At 31.8% G+C, this 16,313-nt stretch carries 24 protein-coding genes; 16 read left to right on the top strand and 8 right to left on the bottom strand.

All coding sequences use genetic code 11. The features are described 5' to 3' along the window. Positions 1–214: 214 nt before the first annotated feature. From BHAMNSH16_RS05555 to hisIE, 8 genes are all read right to left on the bottom strand, one after another. Complete coding sequence (locus tag BHAMNSH16_RS05555) at positions 215–961, bottom strand: OmpA family protein (RefSeq protein ID WP_008727139.1); 747 nt, start codon at positions 959–961, stop codon at positions 215–217. A 32-nt stretch (positions 962–993) separates the two neighbouring features. After that, positions 994–1,632: an outer membrane protein gene (locus BHAMNSH16_RS05550; RefSeq protein WP_008727138.1), complete on the bottom strand. Its 639-nt coding sequence runs from the start codon at positions 1,630–1,632 to the stop codon at positions 994–996. Positions 1,633–1,644: 12 nt separating this feature from the next. Then, positions 1,645–1,905, bottom strand: a complete 261-nt coding sequence (locus BHAMNSH16_RS05545) for a hypothetical protein (protein ID WP_008727136.1) — start codon at positions 1,903–1,905, stop codon at positions 1,645–1,647. Between the two features lie 5 nt (positions 1,906–1,910). Then, the gene (locus tag BHAMNSH16_RS05540; RefSeq protein ID WP_008727133.1) at positions 1,911–2,576 is read right to left on the bottom strand and encodes a hypothetical protein; all 666 of its coding nucleotides are present in this window, start codon (positions 2,574–2,576) and stop codon (positions 1,911–1,913) included. A 30-nt stretch (positions 2,577–2,606) separates the two neighbouring features. Next, entirely contained in the window at positions 2,607–3,317 is a 711-nt protein-coding gene (locus tag BHAMNSH16_RS05535; protein WP_008727131.1) for an autotransporter outer membrane beta-barrel domain-containing protein, read from the bottom strand. 12 nt (positions 3,318–3,329) lie between these two features. Beyond that, complete coding sequence (locus BHAMNSH16_RS05530; RefSeq protein WP_008727128.1) at positions 3,330–4,238, bottom strand: hypothetical protein; 909 nt, start codon at positions 4,236–4,238, stop codon at positions 3,330–3,332. A 16-nt stretch (positions 4,239–4,254) separates the two neighbouring features. Continuing rightward, positions 4,255–4,797 (bottom strand): hypothetical protein, encoded by a 543-nt coding sequence (locus tag BHAMNSH16_RS05525; protein ID WP_008727127.1) that lies wholly within the window; start codon positions 4,795–4,797, stop codon positions 4,255–4,257. A gap of 363 nt (positions 4,798–5,160) precedes the next feature. Further along, positions 5,161–5,820 carry a bifunctional phosphoribosyl-AMP cyclohydrolase/phosphoribosyl-ATP diphosphatase HisIE gene (gene hisIE, locus BHAMNSH16_RS05520; RefSeq protein ID WP_069732036.1) on the bottom strand — a complete coding sequence of 220 codons (660 nt, stop codon included), beginning with the start codon at positions 5,818–5,820 and terminating at the stop codon, positions 5,161–5,163. A 462-nt stretch (positions 5,821–6,282) separates the two neighbouring features. On the opposite strand from hisIE, the gene rpsL reads away from it, so the two are divergent. The 16 genes from rpsL (at position 6,283) to rplN (ending at position 16,313) form a co-directional block, all read left to right on the top strand. Beyond that, positions 6,283–6,657, top strand: a complete 375-nt coding sequence (gene rpsL / locus BHAMNSH16_RS05515; RefSeq protein WP_008723364.1) for a 30S ribosomal protein S12 — start codon at positions 6,283–6,285, stop codon at positions 6,655–6,657. 14 nt (positions 6,658–6,671) lie between these two features. Continuing rightward, a complete protein-coding gene (gene rpsG / locus BHAMNSH16_RS05510; RefSeq protein ID WP_008727124.1) occupies positions 6,672–7,142 on the top strand; it encodes a 30S ribosomal protein S7 in 471 nt (156 codons plus the stop codon). Between the two features lie 19 nt (positions 7,143–7,161). Further along, on the top strand, positions 7,162–9,243 hold the full coding sequence (gene fusA / locus BHAMNSH16_RS05505) for an elongation factor G (protein ID WP_008727122.1): 2,082 nt from the start codon (positions 7,162–7,164) through the stop codon (positions 9,241–9,243). A gap of 70 nt (positions 9,244–9,313) precedes the next feature. Continuing rightward, entirely contained in the window at positions 9,314–10,540 is a 1,227-nt protein-coding gene (tuf, locus tag BHAMNSH16_RS05500; RefSeq protein WP_008727120.1) for an elongation factor Tu, read from the top strand. Between the two features lie 81 nt (positions 10,541–10,621). Further along, positions 10,622–10,927 carry a 30S ribosomal protein S10 gene (rpsJ, locus tag BHAMNSH16_RS05495; RefSeq protein WP_008723370.1) on the top strand — a complete coding sequence of 102 codons (306 nt, stop codon included), beginning with the start codon at positions 10,622–10,624 and terminating at the stop codon, positions 10,925–10,927. A gap of 104 nt (positions 10,928–11,031) precedes the next feature. Further along, positions 11,032–11,685 carry a 50S ribosomal protein L3 gene (gene rplC / locus BHAMNSH16_RS05490; protein ID WP_008727118.1) on the top strand — a complete coding sequence of 218 codons (654 nt, stop codon included), beginning with the start codon at positions 11,032–11,034 and terminating at the stop codon, positions 11,683–11,685. A gap of 28 nt (positions 11,686–11,713) precedes the next feature. After that, positions 11,714–12,361 carry a 50S ribosomal protein L4 gene (gene rplD / locus BHAMNSH16_RS05485; protein WP_008723372.1) on the top strand — a complete coding sequence of 216 codons (648 nt, stop codon included), beginning with the start codon at positions 11,714–11,716 and terminating at the stop codon, positions 12,359–12,361. Positions 12,362–12,372: 11 nt separating this feature from the next. Continuing rightward, complete coding sequence (rplW, locus tag BHAMNSH16_RS05480; protein WP_176720004.1) at positions 12,373–12,666, top strand: 50S ribosomal protein L23; 294 nt, start codon at positions 12,373–12,375, stop codon at positions 12,664–12,666. 13 nt (positions 12,667–12,679) lie between these two features. Further along, complete coding sequence (gene rplB / locus BHAMNSH16_RS05475) at positions 12,680–13,516, top strand: 50S ribosomal protein L2 (RefSeq protein ID WP_008723375.1); 837 nt, start codon at positions 12,680–12,682, stop codon at positions 13,514–13,516. After that, positions 13,516–13,785 carry a 30S ribosomal protein S19 gene (rpsS, locus tag BHAMNSH16_RS05470; RefSeq protein WP_008723378.1) on the top strand — a complete coding sequence of 90 codons (270 nt, stop codon included), beginning with the start codon at positions 13,516–13,518 and terminating at the stop codon, positions 13,783–13,785. Before rplB ends, rpsS begins: the two co-directional genes overlap by 1 nt. Before the next feature lie 11 nt (positions 13,786–13,796). Then, a complete protein-coding gene (gene rplV / locus BHAMNSH16_RS05465; protein WP_008723380.1) occupies positions 13,797–14,204 on the top strand; it encodes a 50S ribosomal protein L22 in 408 nt (135 codons plus the stop codon). Positions 14,205–14,207: 3 nt separating this feature from the next. Further along, a complete protein-coding gene (gene rpsC / locus BHAMNSH16_RS05460; protein WP_008727116.1) occupies positions 14,208–14,945 on the top strand; it encodes a 30S ribosomal protein S3 in 738 nt (245 codons plus the stop codon). After that, entirely contained in the window at positions 14,945–15,358 is a 414-nt protein-coding gene (gene rplP / locus BHAMNSH16_RS05455; protein WP_008727113.1) for a 50S ribosomal protein L16, read from the top strand. The genes rpsC and rplP overlap by 1 nt, the downstream gene beginning before the upstream one ends. Then, complete coding sequence (gene rpmC, locus BHAMNSH16_RS05450) at positions 15,358–15,564, top strand: 50S ribosomal protein L29 (RefSeq protein WP_008723386.1); 207 nt, start codon at positions 15,358–15,360, stop codon at positions 15,562–15,564. Before rplP ends, rpmC begins: the two co-directional genes overlap by 1 nt. Before the next feature lie 12 nt (positions 15,565–15,576). Continuing rightward, positions 15,577–15,939, top strand: coding sequence for a 30S ribosomal protein S17 (gene rpsQ / locus BHAMNSH16_RS14830; RefSeq protein WP_008723388.1), 363 nt, complete (start codon positions 15,577–15,579; stop codon positions 15,937–15,939). Between the two features lie 5 nt (positions 15,940–15,944). Beyond that, the gene (gene rplN, locus BHAMNSH16_RS05440; protein ID WP_008727111.1) at positions 15,945–16,313 is read left to right on the top strand and encodes a 50S ribosomal protein L14; all 369 of its coding nucleotides are present in this window, start codon (positions 15,945–15,947) and stop codon (positions 16,311–16,313) included.

Genomic DNA, 16,313 nt, shown 5'->3' with positions numbered 1-16,313 from the left:
ACCGTGCGTTAAATAGATTTTAAATCTAATTAACACTTGGGAGGGCATGCTTTTTAATATGAATAAAATATTTGATTTAAATTAATGCTATGAATTTTAAATGGTAGGATTTAAAATTGAGATTAAAAATATATATTTCTTTTTTGACTATATAGAAAATTGTGATACTCAATATAGAGAGTATTCAATATTTGTATAAGAATAAAAAATAATTTTATTGCTGTTTTAATTTAATAATATCAGTTTCATTTTCTTTTTTATATTCTTCTTCTTCATCGGAATTATTTATTATTACAAATTGGCATTTTCTGTCTTTATCATTATATTCAGATGAATGAACAGCACCATATCCTATATATCTAAGTCTTTCTTTATCTATTCCTTTATCAACTAGTTTATCAAATATAGCTTTTGCTCTGTTTTCAGATAGATATATATTATAATTTGAATCTCCGATGCTGTCGCTATGTCCTTCTATAATAAGATTTATATTTTTATTCTTATCTAAATATTTATAAATTTCATTTATACCTTCATCATATTCATCTTTTAATTTATAAGAATCAAAATCAAATTCTATTATATTTGCAGTAACAAGTATTTCATTATCATCTTGTTTTATGACTTCGGTTTGTTTTATAGTTTGTGTATTTTCTTTTTCAATAACATCATTATTTGTAAGATTTTCTTTTTCTATTGGCTGATTATTTGTACCATTTTCATTTACTGAATCAGCCATTATTTTTATGTCATCTTCTTCTTTTATAGAATCAGCTATAGTTTTTATGTTATCTTCTTGTATATAAGTTTTTGATGCAGTTTTTGTAGCCTGACTATTATCATTATAAAGCACAGCATGAAGCTGTTTACTGAAAGCTAATACTACAACATGCTTATCATTAGTAGAACATGAAACTGTAAAAATTAATAAAAATATTAAAGGTAAAATTTTATTTATCATAATAAACCTCTTAATACAATAATTTATATTTATTACCTTATTGTAAATCTAGCCCCAAGAAGCACCTCATGAGCATCATTAAAACCAAAACCTAATAAATATCTATATCCTAAATCCAAAGCAAACCAATCAAGTATATTATAAACTAAACCTGCATTAATTCCAAATGCAAAAGAACTTCTAGTAATAATAGCTTTTCCTATATCATCATAAACATAATGCATTTGATATAATCTGTTGCCAAAAGATAATCCAAAATATATGCTCATATTAGGAATTCTGCTGTAAAGAGCTCTTGTAGTGAGATTATCTAATTCATTGTTTTTCACAAAAAATATATTTATATCATAATATATACTTGCCATTATGCTTTGCATCCAAGTGTTTTTTTTACCAATTACTCCCTGAAACATATATTCTATATCAAGTCTTAAAGGCACTAATCTAGTTTTTCTAAATAAATCATATCCTACAGCAAACCCTCCTCCTACATAATTGTTTTTTTCAAGAAAAGGAAGTTTTCCTAGTTCTAGTTTATTTGTTTTATTTAGAGCCTCATGTTTAAAATTGATTTTAGGGGCTATATAAACACCTGAGAAAATTGCTGCAGAAAGGTTTTTACTAGAAAAAGCAACAATAAAAAATAATAATATAATTACTAATCGTTTCATATAACAACCCTTTTATTTTAAATAAACAAAATTTTTTCTAAATAAATTATTAGTGTTAAAAATAGTATTATTAAATAAATAATTGTTCATACCTAAACTATTATTTAAATTATAATTACTACTAAATTTATATTTGCTTTTCTCTCCCAAATAACTTTGAGGAGGATAAGCAGGCATTTGAACATTCTGCACAGGCATTATAATCATAGTTCCTGTTTTGCATGAAGCAAGTGCAATTAATATTAATAATAATAATAAAGCTATTTTTTTCATAAGTCTTATTTCCTAAGATCCGGTATTGGGAATCTTGCTGCTATAGCAAATTCATGTGATAAAACATTATCCAAACCATATAATATTCTGTATCCTATATCCAAGTTAAGGAAACTAGTAACATATATGTCAACTCCTACAGCACCCCCTATTGCAAATGTAGGACTAGGTACTGTTACAGTAGCTTTTACTCTTCCATTTTCTTCAAACCATCTGTCATAAGTATTTGCATTTATTTTTGTTCCCATTAATAGTCCTAAATATAATGACATTATAGGAGTTCTGCTATATATTTCTTCAGCTGTAATAGTTTTTAATTCGCTCTTTTTTATATGATATATATGCATACTGTAATAAGCGGCAGCTAATATAGAATGCTGAGATTGTTTTACTATGTTTGCAGTATGATAATTTCCTGTCATACCATCTTTGAAAGTATATTCCAATTCTAATCTCAAAGGTATGCTTCTTTGATATCTATAGAAATCGAAACCTGCAGAAAAACCTGCTCCAAGATAATTATTCATTATGCTCTGATTTTTATTATTTTTAAAACCAGAATCGTTAAAATTATATACAATTTTAGGTGCTATATAAAATGCATCTATTAGTGGAAACAAAGATGAACTCATAAAGCAAGTTATTATTGATATTAATAAAATTTTTTTCATACTAAAAACCTTACAAAACATTATCAATTATTAAAAAGATATACCTATAGCCAATCTAGGAAGCGGTATTAATCTAATGCCCGGTGTAAAAGAATAACCTATGTCAAGCAAAGATATATCTATAAACGGACGAACTTCCCAATTGGAGCCTGTTTTAGAAAATAAATCTATTCTAAATCCCATTTCTCCGGATATATAAAAGTCATAAACAGTAGTAGTTTTATATCTTGTAGTTCCGTCATCTCTTAATTCTTTACCATTCACTATGAATGTAGTCATACCAACTTTAGGAAGGAGGAAAAATCCGCTAGGGGTATCATTTTTATTTAAGTAAAATCTTACTCCTATAGAAGCAGGTATAGCTATTGTACTTCCATTATAAAATTTATTTAGAGCAGCAGAGGCTATGATATCTCCGGCACTATTTCTTACAGGTTCTGAATAATCACTGTAGTGAGTATCGAAAGCATAAAAACCTAAAGTGGCATCTATGGATTGTTTAGGGAGATAAGTGTAATTATATGTTAATCTTATTCCGAATTTACCATCATAAAATTTACCGCTTGCTCCTTCTTGTGTCTTGAATATTAGTTCAGTGATAAGCGGTATAGTACCCATAGAAAATAATGTAGTACCGAAATCTATTCCTAAAGAATGCTTTAAATAATCCTGAGCATTGATTATGGTACCTGATGTAAAAATTAGTACAGATGTAAAAATGATAATTTTCTTTATATTCATAATTCAAATCCATTAAAATCTTAAACTGAATCCAATTCTAGGAAACAATGCAAATCTTATATTTGAAAGATATTTAGCCCAATCAGGGAAACTGTTCCAAGCAGGTATATTAAATGCCGAAAAACCTGCAGTTAAAGAAGTAACACCTCCTGTTACTGTATTATATACATTTCCAGTCCAAGGTCTTACATAATATCCTATTTCAAGAATAGCAATATCAATAGTTGGTTTAACTCTCCATTCTTTAGTAGGGAATAACTCTATATTCCATCCCAATTCATAAGAAATATATAAAGCAGCATCATGAATTGTATGTTCAGTTTTTATTCCTGTAAGCCCATTTTCAGTAGTTACAGTATAGAAGAATGCATCTATTCCGAAACGAAATGCATTATAGAATTGTCTTTTAGGACCGTAAAATTTTACTCCAAATGTAGCAGGCATAAATATAAATGATGCATTGAAGGTAGTATCTTTACCAACAATAGTGGAATAATTTCCTTGTCCTAAAGCTTCTAATAATTTTCCAGCATTTTCTTTAGAAATAGTCAAATCATAAGTACTAGAATAAACACCTATTCCTGCTTCCAACGCTATTTGATTATGTACAAATAATGAATATGAAATAGCCGGAATATACCAAGCAGAACCTTTTGCATCAGCATAATCAAAATATTTATTTATATCTCCAAAATTGATGCCAATTAATCCTGTAAGATTTACAGCATTATTCACAGCAGTATTAAATAGTAACGGATAAAAAATAGCTCCGCCAGGATTTAAATTAAAGCTTATCATTTGTCTTCCTTTTATCCAACTGTAATCTTCACCTGTTACTTCTGTTGAAAGAGGAAGCCCTTTAGAATAGGCATAAATATGAAAACAAAATAGAACAGATAATAATATTAAATATTTTCTCATAATAAAAACCACTTATTTATTTTATAGCTTCTCCGGCAGTAAATCCGCCGTTAGAGTTTTTTAATATATTTTCAATTTCAGCTTTTTTGTCAGCAGGAAGATTAGTACCTTTTAATATTTCATCAGAATTGCTCAAATCTATTTTATCAGCACCTTTATCTATAATTGCACTTATCAAATTTCCAACAACAGCCTCTCCTCCTTCATCATCAAGAACATCAAGTATAGTATCTACTGCTTTCTTTGCATCTTCAGTCATCTTTACAACATAAAGTTCACTTCCGGCAGGGGCAGCCATTATATATTCTCCTTTGCTGTCTTTATATATTCCTCCTATACCTAGTACGGGTTCTTCAAAATTATAGCTTCCATTAAGATTTCCTGAACTTCCGCTAATGGTAAGTGTATTTCCATCTGCCTTTACACCAGCCCAATTACCGCTTTGCATTTTTGAGAGTATTAAATCTGCTCCGGGTTTAGTAACTTTTACCCCATAATCTTTAGTACATGAAGCTATTAAAACAATGAATATAACTGAAATAATAGATAGTGTTTTCATGGTATATTTCCATAAATTAATTTATTTTTTATAATATTTGTATAGTATACACCGGTATATAAAATATTGCAATTTATAATTATCTATTTTTCTATATTTTTTCTATATTTTTTAATATTTTTTAAAAAAAATTAATATAATTGTTTTACATTTTCTATTTTTATATATTACAAATTCTATAATCTATGTTTATTTTTATTAAAATGATATTTTTATTTATTTAAAATAAAGCAGATAGTGTATATTTAGTGTAATATTTATTATATAATAAAATTTTTTATGCTATATTTGTATATATAGGAAATAATTAATTTTAATCAGGTTATTATAAGATTAGGGATAATGTATTTGTTAATTTGGGAGCTATTTCATGCTTTTTTGTTTTTCTTTTTTATCTATTATTGATCTGCTTGCCAATTCATTTTTTATATCGTTAATAGTTATTCCTTTCTCTACCATTAAAACTAAGCTATGATAAAGTAAATCAGATAATTCGTATATAGTTTCTTTATTGGATTCATTTTTAGCACCTATTATAACTTCTGTGCATTCTTCGCCTACTTTTTTTAATATTTTATCTATTCCGCTATTAAATAAATAAGTTGTGTATGATCCTTCTGTTTGGTTAATTTTTCGTCCTTTTATTAGTTCATAAAGTTTATCTATAGAAAAATCCTTGTAATCTTCTTTTGAATATATTTCATTAAAAAAGCAGGATTCAGCACCTGTATGGCATGCAGGTCCGTCTTTAATAACTTCTATAACTAAAGCATCATTATCACAGTCGCTTTTTATTGATTGTATATGCTGATAATTTCCAGAAGTTTCTCCTTTTCTCCATAATTCTTGTCTGCTTCTGCTATAGAAGCAAGTTTTTCCTTCTTTGATGCTTATTTCAAGACTTTCTTTGTTCATGTAGGCTAGAGTTAAAACTTCTTTTGTATAATAATCTATAACTATTGCAGGTATTAAACCTTTGTCATCAAATTTTAATTTTTCTTTATTTTGATTTGTATTGCTCATAAATAATTCCTAAATATTATTAGGTGCAATTATGCTATAAATATAATTTTTTTGCAATATTTATCAGGAAATTGACAGCATTTTTAATTATCATTTTTTATTTGCTTTAAAAAAAATATATGATAAACCCTACAAATTATAATGGCTTTAATCGTAATTAATTTGCATTATTGATAACTAATTAATAAGAAATATTAACTAAAATTCAAAAAAATAATAAAAAAACTATTAAATACTATTGATTTTTTTGTATAGTTGCTTTATAATGCCCTAACTTTCATAAAAGCGATTAAAGCGTATAGTATGGTTTTTCTCACTATGATTAAGTTTTAATACTATAATTGCTCAGTTAATGAATACTGTTTCGTGTTTGAAGTTTTATAAAAGAAAATATTAATGTTGTCATTCCTTAAAAAATGGATTGGCTTGTAAAAAAATAAAAAATTAGAGGTTTTGTATTTTATGCCTACAATTAATCAATTAGTAAGAAAAGGTCGCAAGCGTATAATAAATAAAACAAAATCGCCTGCATTGATGAAATGTCCGCAAAGAGAAGGGGTTTGTACTCGTGTAACAACAACTACACCAAAAAAACCTAACTCAGCTATGCGTAAAATTGCCCGTGTAAGAATAACAAACGGTATGGAAGTAACAGCTTATATTCCTGGTATAGATCACACATTACAGGAACACAACCGCGTACTTATAAGAGGCGGAAGGGTTAAAGACTTGCCTGGTTGCCGTTATCACATAGTTCGCGGAAGCCGTGAAGCTACAGGTGTAGAAAAGAGAATGAAAGCTAGAAGTAAATATGGTACTAAAAAACCAAAGGCTTAATGGAGTAAAGTAATATGGCTAGAAGAAGAAGAGCACAAACTAGAAAAATAGATGCTGATCCTGTTTATGGAAGCGTTATTATTAGTAAATTCATAAATAAATTAATGTATGACGGTAAAAAAAGTAAAGCTGAAAATATATTTTATAAAGCTATGGATTTAGTTAAACAAAAAACAGGAAAAGAGGGTTTAGAGGCTTTTAACGAAGCTATTGAAAATATCAAACCTCGTGTAGAAGTAAAATCAAGAAGAGTTGGAGGTTCTACATATCAGGTGCCTGTTGATGTAAGACCAGACAGACAGAATTCTTTAGCGTTTACATGGCTTATAGATGCTTCAAGAAAAAGAGGCGGAAGAAGTATGGTAGAGCGTTTATCAAATGAAATAGCTGATGCTATAGATGGTAAAGGTCAGGCGGTTGCTAAGAGAGATACAGTTCATAGAATGGCTGAAGGTAACAAAGCATTTGCTCACTTCAGGTGGTAGTTTTTAAGGAGAAAGTTTAGTGGCACGTCAAATTTCATTAGAAAACACACGCAATATTGGTATTATGGCTCACATTGATGCTGGTAAAACTACTTTAAGTGAGCGTATTTTATATTTTACAGGTAAGACCCATAAGATTGGGGAAGTTCATGAAGGTGCAGCTGAAATGGACTGGATGGAACAGGAAAGAGAAAGAGGTATTACAATTACTTCTGCTGCAACAACTTGTTTTTGGAATGGTCATAGAATTAATTTGATAGACACTCCGGGGCACGTTGACTTTACTGCTGAGGTAGAAAGATCTTTGAGAGTATTAGACAGTGCAGTAGGTGTTTTCTGTTCAGTTGGAGGTGTTCAGCCTCAAAGTGAAACTGTTTGGAGACAGGCAAGCAATTATAAGATTCCTAGAGCTATTTTTGTTAATAAAATGGATAGGATAGGAGCTAATTTCTATTCTGTTTTAGATCAGACTAGAGAAAGATTAAAAGCTAACAGCCACCCTGTAGTTATACCTATAGGTGCAGAAAGCAATTTCGAGGGTGTTGTTGACTTAGTAAATATGAAAGAAATAATTTGGGTTTCTGAAGACGGTATGAAAATGGAAGAGAGAGAAATCAGACCTGAATTAAAAGAAAAAGCAGAAGAATACAGAAACTCATTATTAGAAGCAATCGTTGAATATGATGACGATGCTATGAATAAGTTCTTTGAAGGTGAGGAAATAGATGTTCCTACTATAAAAAGACTTATAAGAACAGCAACATTAACAGCAGATTTCTTCCCAATGTTCTGCGGTACAGCATTCAAAAACAAAGGTATTCAAGTATTAATTAATGGTGTTGTTGATTATTTACCATCTCCTGTAGATAAACCTGAGGTAGAAGGTACTGATTTAGATGGTAATGTTATAAAAAGAAAAATTTCAGATGATGAAAAATTCAGTGCATTAGCATTCAAAATAATGACAGATCCTCATGTAGGAAAAATAGCATTCTTGAGAGTTTATTCAGGAATTTTGGAATCAGGTTCTTATGTTCTTAATGCAACAAAAGGAAAAAGAGAGCGTATCGGAAGAATACTTCAGATGCATGCTAATAAAAGAGAAGAAATTGAACAGGTATATGCTGGTGATATAGCAGCAGCAGTAGGACTTAAAGATACTACAACAGGTGATACATTATGTCCTGAAAATGCTCCTATAATACTAGAATCAATTAACTTCCCAGAGCCTGTAATAAATGTTGCTATAGAGCCTAAAACAAAAGGCGACAGAGATAAAATGTCAGTAGCTTTATCAAGACTTGCTGAAGAAGACCCAACATTCAGAGTTAGCTTTGATGAAGAAACAGGTCAGACAATCATAGCAGGTATGGGTGAGCTTCACTTAGAAATTATCTGTGATAGAATGAAAAGAGAATATAAAGTTGAGGCAAATGTAGGACGTCCTCAAGTATCTTATAGAGAAGGTATTAAGAAAACAGTTGAGGTACAAGGTAAATTTGTTCGTCAGTCAGGCGGTAAAGGTCAGTATGGTGATGTATGGCTAAGAATAGGACCTAATGAGCCTAATGGCGGATTCAAATTCAATAATGAAATCGTTGGAGGAGCAGTTCCAAGAGAATATATACCTGCAGTAGAAAAAGGCTGTATAGAATCTATGAATACAGGAGTTCTTGCTAATTATCCTATGCTTGATGTTATAGTATCAGCTTATGACGGATCATTCCACCCTGTAGACTCATCAGAAATGGCATTCAAAATTGCTGCTTCAATGGGCTTTAAAGAAGGCTGTAAGAAAGCAGATCCTTATTTGTTAGAGCCTATGATGACAGTAGAGGTAGTAACTCCTGAAGATTATATGGGTGATATAATAGGGGACTTAGCTTCAAGAAGAGGTCAGGTTCATGGATTTACAGACAAATCTGGTTATAAATCTATCAATGCTACAGTACCTCTTGCTGAGATGTTTGGTTATACAACAAGTATAAGGAATGTTTCTCAGGGCAGAGCAAGCTATACAATGCAGTTCTCACATTATGAGGAAGTACCTAAAAATGTAGCAGAAGAGATAATAGGTGCTAGAATGGGTAATAGTAAGTAAGTAACTAATAAAATATTAGTATTAAAATAAAAAATAAATTTCCTAAAGGATAAATAATTGGAGGATTAAAATGGCTAAAGGAACTTACGAAGGTACAAAAACACACGTAAACGTTGGTACTATTGGACACGTAGACCATGGTAAAACGACATTAACATCAGCAATAACAGCAGTATCATCTGCTATGTTCCCAGCAACAGTACAGAAAGTTGCTTATGACTCAGTAGCAAAAGCTTCTGAAAGTCAAGGTAGAAGAGACCCAACAAAAATATTAACAATCGCAACTTCACACGTTGAATATGAATCAGATCACAGACACTACGCACACGTAGACTGTCCAGGTCACGCTGACTACATTAAAAACATGATTACAGGTGCTGCACAAATGGACGGAGCTATCTTGGTAGTATCAGCAGAAGACGGTGTAATGCCTCAAACAAAAGAACACGTACTTCTTTCAAGACAAGTAGGTGTAAATTACATCGTAGTATTCTTAAACAAATGTGATAAATTAGATGACCCAGAAATGGCTGAAATCGTAGAAGCAGAAGTAATAGATGTATTAGACCACTATGGTTTTGACGGATCTAAAACTCCTATTATTAGAGGTTCTGCTATTAAAGCTATTCAAGCTATTGAAGCAGGTAAAGATCCTAGAACTGATCCTGATTGTAAATGTATAATAGACTTATTAAATGCATTAGATACATATATTCCAGATCCAGTTCGTGAAGTAGATAAAGACTTCTTAATGTCAATAGAAGATGTATACTCAATTCCTGGAAGAGGTACAGTTGTTACAGGAAGAATTGAAAGAGGTAAAATAGAAAAAGGTAATGAAGTTGAAATCGTTGGAATAAGACCTACTAAGAAAACTACTTGTACAGGCGTAGAAATGTTCAAAAAAGAAGTAGTAGGTATAGCAGGTTACAATGTTGGCTGTCTTTTAAGAGGTATTGAGCGTAAAGAAGTAGAAAGAGGACAAGTATTAGCTAAACCTGGTACAATTACACCTCATAAAAAATTCGAAGCTGAAGTTTACATCTTGAAAAAAGAAGAAGGTGGAAGACACAGCGGTTTCGTAACAGGTTACAGACCACAAATGTACTTCAGAACAACAGATGTAACAGGAGTAATCAATTTAGCAGAAGGTGCACAAATGATTATGCCTGGTGATAATGCTAACTTAACTATTGAACTTATCACTCCAATAGCTATGGAAGAAAAACAAAGATTTGCTATTCGTGAAGGTGGTAAAACAGTAGGTAACGGTGTTGTAACAAAAATATTAGAATAATTAGAGCGAAATAAAAGGGTATGCCTTTTTAATTAAAGATATACCCTTTAATAAATTAAGAGAAAGCGAGTAATTCAAGCTATGAAAGAACAGAAAATACGAGTTAAACTAAAAGCCTTTGATATTGAGCTTATTGATCAATCAGCTCAGTCTATAGTAGCTAGTGTAAAGAAAACAGGAGCTAGAGTATCAGGACCTATACCATTGCCTACAAGTATTCGTAAGGTAACAGTAATAAGAAGTCCGCATGTAAATATTAAATCAAGAGAACAATTTGAGATGCGTATATATAAAAGATTAATAGATATCTTTGATGTAACACCTCAGACAACAGAGTCTCTTAAGAAATTGGCGCTTCCAGCTGGGGTTGATGTTCAGCTTAAATAAGCGTTTAATTAAAAAATATTAAAGATAAAGCTTTACTACGTTTTATCTGTAATAGTTTGAAACATTAAAAAGTAGTAAGTAAAATCATTATAGAGGATTCGCCGATGGTAGGAATAATTGGCAAAAAATTGGGTATGACAACAGTTTTCGATGAGACTGGTAATGCTATAGCAGTAACAGTAGTAGAGGCTGGACCATGCACAGTTATGCAGATAAGAGATAATGAGAAAGATGGCTACAGTGCTATTCAATTAGGCTATGGTGCCGTAAAAGAAAAGCATTTAAAAAAGCCTCAAATAGGTCAGTTTAAAAAAGCAAATTTAGAGCCTAAGAAATATTTAAAAGAGTTCAGAATGGACGATGCTAGCTCTTATACAGTAGGTCAGGAGCTTAAAGCGGATATATTTCAAGCAGGCGATTTTATAGATGTTAGTTCTTTGAGTAAGGGTAGAGGTTTTGCCGGCGTAATGAAAAGACATAATTATGACGGTGGTCCTATGAGCCACGGTTCTAATTTCAGAAGAAGAGCAGGTTCTATAGGATGTAACAGTTATCCTGCAAGAGTATGGAAAGGTAAAGGTATGCCTGGACATATGGGTAATACTTTGACTACTATACAGAATTTAAAGGTGGTTGAAATAAGACCAGATGATAATTTGATTATGATTAAAGGTGCTATACCTGGTGCAGTTAATAGCATAGTTAAATTAACATCAGCAGCTAAAAAACGCAATAAGAAAAAGAACTCAATGAATTAATAGAGTGAAATAATAACAGGATGATAAAATGGAAGTAGTAATACTAAATGAAAATGGAGATAGCGTAGGCAATTTAGAGATTGTTGATGAGATATTTAAATCAGAAGTTAACAATAATCTACTTTACGAAGCAATCAAAAATGAATTAGCTAACAGACGCCAAGGAACTCACTCTACAAAAACAAGAGCAGAAGTTTCAGGAGGCGGTAAAAAACCTTGGAGACAAAAAGGCACAGGTAGAGCTAGAGCAGGTTCTACAAGATCCCCAATTTGGGTAGGCGGCGGTAAAACACATACACCTAAGCCTCGCGATTATAGCTATAGATTGCCAAAGAAAATGAAACGTAAGGCTCTATTGTCTGTTTTATCTTTAAAATATGGAAACAATGTTCTTAAAGTTTTTGAAGATTTCACTTTTGATGCTCCAAAAACAAAAAGAATGGCTAGTTTTATAAGTAAGGTTAAAGAACCAAATACAAGAAAAGTGGCATTTGTAGTAGGTAAAGATGAATCTTTAGGTGATAATTATAATAAATTGTTATTATCTTTAAGAAACATCAAAGATTTAAAGCTTGTAAATGCAGACAGTATGTCTATACATCCTTTATTTTATGCTGATGAGGTATATTTTACTAAAACAGCTTTATCTAAATTAAATGCTAGAATTAAGGGTTAAAAAATATGAGTATGTATTCACTTTTAATTGAACCTATACTTACAGAAAAAAGTAATATGCTTAGAACTGAGCCTAGAGGAACAGAGAAGCGTTATTATGTATTTAAAGTAAGACAGGATGCTAATAAGCAGGAATTGATGAAAGCGGTTGAGAAGATATTTAATGTGCATCCGCTAGATTGTAAAATAATAAATGTTAAGCCAAAAAAGAAAAATCGCAGAATGAGCAGACGCGGATATACACGCAGTTATAAAAAAGCGATAATAGTTCTTGACGGCAAAGAATCAATAGATATAGTAAAATAATGAGGGATAACCGATGGCTATTAAGAAATTTAAACCGACAACACCAAGTTTACGCTATCGTACAGTAGTGGACTTTTCGGATATTACGACAAATGAGCCTTGCAAATCATTAGTATGCGGAAAAAAGCGTATAAGCGGACGCGGTTCTAATGGTCGTATAACTATGCGTCGTCGCGGAGGCGGACATAAAAAACTTTTTAGATTTGTAGATTTTAGAAGAGATAAGCATGATATAGAAGCTAAAGTGGTTTCTATAGAGTATGATCCTAACAGAACTGCTCGTATAGCACTATTACACTATACAGATGGCGAAAAAAGATACATAATATGGCCATTGGGACTTAATGTAGGTGATAGAGTAGTAAGCGGAGAAAATGCAAAAGTTAAAGTTGGCTGTACTTTACCATTGAAAAAAATTCCATTAGGTACTATAATACATAACATTGAAATAACTCCTGGAAAAGGCGGTCAGCTTGTTAGAGCAGCAGGCGGTGGTGCTCAAATAACAGCTAAATCAGGCGGTTATTGTGTAATAAGACTTCGTTCTGGTGAAGAAAGAAGAATCTTAGAAAATTGTTATGCTACTATAGGTCAGATTGGCAACTTAGATCATTTCAATACTACTGATGGTAAAGCTGGTACTACAAGACATAAAGGCAGAAGACCAAAAGTAAGAGGTGTTGTAATGAACCCAGTAGATCACCCACATGGCGGTGGTGAAGGTAAAAGCGGACAAGGTAATCCGCACCCTGTTTCACCAACAGGCGTGCCTACTAAGGGTTACAAGACTAGAAAGAAACATAAATATTCTGACAGATTAATAATCAAAAGAAGAGGGGGTAAAAAATAATGTCTCGCTCTATAAAAAAAGGACCTTTTGTAGATAAAAATCTTTTTAAGAAAATACAGGCTGGAGATAACAAGCACCAAATAAAAACTTATAGCCGTGCTTCAACAATTATTCCAGAGATGATAGGTTTCACTATAAATGTACATAATGGTAAAACATTTGTAGCAGTTTATATACAAGAAAATATGATAGGTCATAAACTAGGCGAATTTGCACCAACAAGAAAATTTATATCTCATGCAGGTGCCGCTAAAGTAGGTAAGAAATAAGGATTTAGACTATGGATTATAAAGTAAAGGTACGTTATTTACGCATTGGCCGCAGAAAAGTAGCAAGACTTCTTCCTTTTGTTAAAGGCGAGTATGTTAACCATGCTATATCTAATCTTGCAGCAATGCCTCAGATGTCATCAGTAGTTCTAAGAAAGGCTATTAAAAGCGGAATAGCTAATGCTATATTCCAATCAAGAAATATCAATCCGGATACATTATGGGTAAAAACTGCTTATGTAGATAAAGCACCTACTCTAAAAAGAATACGTGCAGCAAGCAGAGGCAGTGCAGATCCAATATTAAAAAGACTTTCACATATTACTATAATTTTAAGTGATGATAAAAAACCTGAAAAGAAAAAATTAAAAGCTAAAAGTGCTAAAACAGAAGAAGCACCTAAAGCAGCGGAGGTATAAACTATGGGTCAAAAGGTTAGTCCAATAGGCTTAAGACTCGGAATTAACAAAACTTGGTCTAGTAAATGGTTTGAAGATAGCAGAACTTATGCAGACAGCTTGCATGAAGATTTATCTATCAGACGCTATATAATGAATTACTATTATAAAACATTAAAAGAAGAACAAAAGAAAATAGGCGGAAAGAAAGAGTCTTTTGACCCTGCTATATCTGATATACAAATAGTTCGTTTCCCAGATAGAATAAATATTTTCATCTCTACTGCAAGAGCAGGTGTTGTAATAGGACCTAAAGGTCAGAGAGTTGAAACTGTAAAAACAACAGTTCAGAAAATGGTTAAAAAACCAGTTCATTTCTCTATTACAGAAATCAGAGATGCAGAGTTAGATGCTACTTTAGCGGCACAGAATGTGGCTCGCCAATTAGAAATGCGTGTTGCTTTCAGAAGAGCTATGAAAAGCGTTATAACTCAAGCTATGAAAAAAGGTGCTAAAGGTATAAAAGTTATGTGTTCTGGCCGTTTAGCAGGAGCTGATATTGCTAGAACAGAACAATACAAAAATGGTTCAGTACCATTACATACATTAAGAGCTAATATAGATTACGGCACTGCAGAAGCACTTACTACATTCGGTATTATCGGAATAAAAGTGTGGATCTATAAGGGAGAAATTCTTGATAAAAAAGAACATAAACAAGATGATGCAGGTAAAGTTATCAGTGCCAAAGGAGATAGATAATGTTACAACCATCAAGAATGAAATATCGTAAACATCATAGAGGCAGAATGAAAGGCAAATCAAAGAGGGGAAGTAATTTAACTTTCGGAGATTACGGCTTAATGGCATTAGAACCTGTATGGCTTACAGATAGACAAATTGAGGCTGCGCGTATTGCTATATCAAGACATGTTAAACGTGTAGGTAAAATGTGGATAAAAGTATTTCCAGATAAACCTTATACTAAAAAACCTGCTGAAACTAGAATGGGTAAAGGTAAAGGTAATGTTGAATATTGGGTAGCTGTAGTTAAACCTGGAAAAGTAATATTTGAAATAGCAGGTGTTCCAGAAGAGTTAGCTCAATCAGCTTTCAGACTAGCTGGTTTTAAGCTCCCTATAAAAACTAAGTTCATTAAGAGGGAGGCTATATAATGGCTAAAGATAAAAAAGATTATAAGTCATTAGGTTTAGAAGAGCTTAAAGGTGAACTTCTAAAATTAGAAAAAGAATATCAAGAGCATAGATTTGAAAAAGTAGTTGGTGATGCAAGACAAACACATCAGCTTAAAAAAGCTCGTAAAGATATAGCTAGAGTTAAGACATTTATTCGTCAGCATGAACTTGGCATAAAAAAATAGTGAGGTATTACTGTGGAAAGCAAAGCAAAAAAATATAAAAGAGTACTTGAGGGAATTGTAGTTTCTGATAAAATGGATAAAACTATAGTTGTAAAAGTAGAAAGCAAGCAGAAACACCCGCTTTATGGTAAAACTATTAGTAAAAATAAAAGATATAAAGCTCATGATGAAAAAAATGAATGTCATGAAGGCGATTTAGTAAGAGTGATAGAGTGCAGACCTCTTAGTAAAGATAAAAAATTCAGATTAACAAAAATAATCAAGAAAGCAGAGCGTATAGATAAAGATTCTATAGACAGCGATGTAGAAAGCGTATTAAAACGTGAAAAACATGCTCCAGAAGCAGCAGTTTCTTCACAGGTTGAAGGAGAGTAAGAATTATGATACAAGTACCAAGTACTCTTAATGTAGCCGACAACACTGGCGTGAAAAAGTTAAAATGTATTAAGGTATTAGGCGGAAGCAGACGCAGATATGCTACTTTAGGTGATGTAATTGTTTGCTCTGTAACAGATATAATACCTACTTGCTCTATAGAAAAAGGTAAAGTAGTAAAAGCCGTAATAGTAAGAGTAAAAAAAGAAGTTAGACGCCCTGACGGTTCATATATTCGTTTTGACGAGAATGCTGCTGTTATAGTAGACGATAAAAGAGAGCCACGCGGTAAACGTATATTCGGACCGGTAGCTCGTGAACTAAGAGACAGAGGCTTTATGAAGATAGTATCACTTGCACCAGAGGTAATATAA

Origin of the sequence: Brachyspira hampsonii (assembly GCF_002214805.1) — a bacterium.
In the GTDB taxonomy this organism is placed as follows: Bacteria; Spirochaetota; Brachyspiria; order Brachyspirales; family Brachyspiraceae; genus Brachyspira; species Brachyspira hampsonii.
This window is presented reverse-complemented; position numbering and strand designations above follow the sequence as displayed.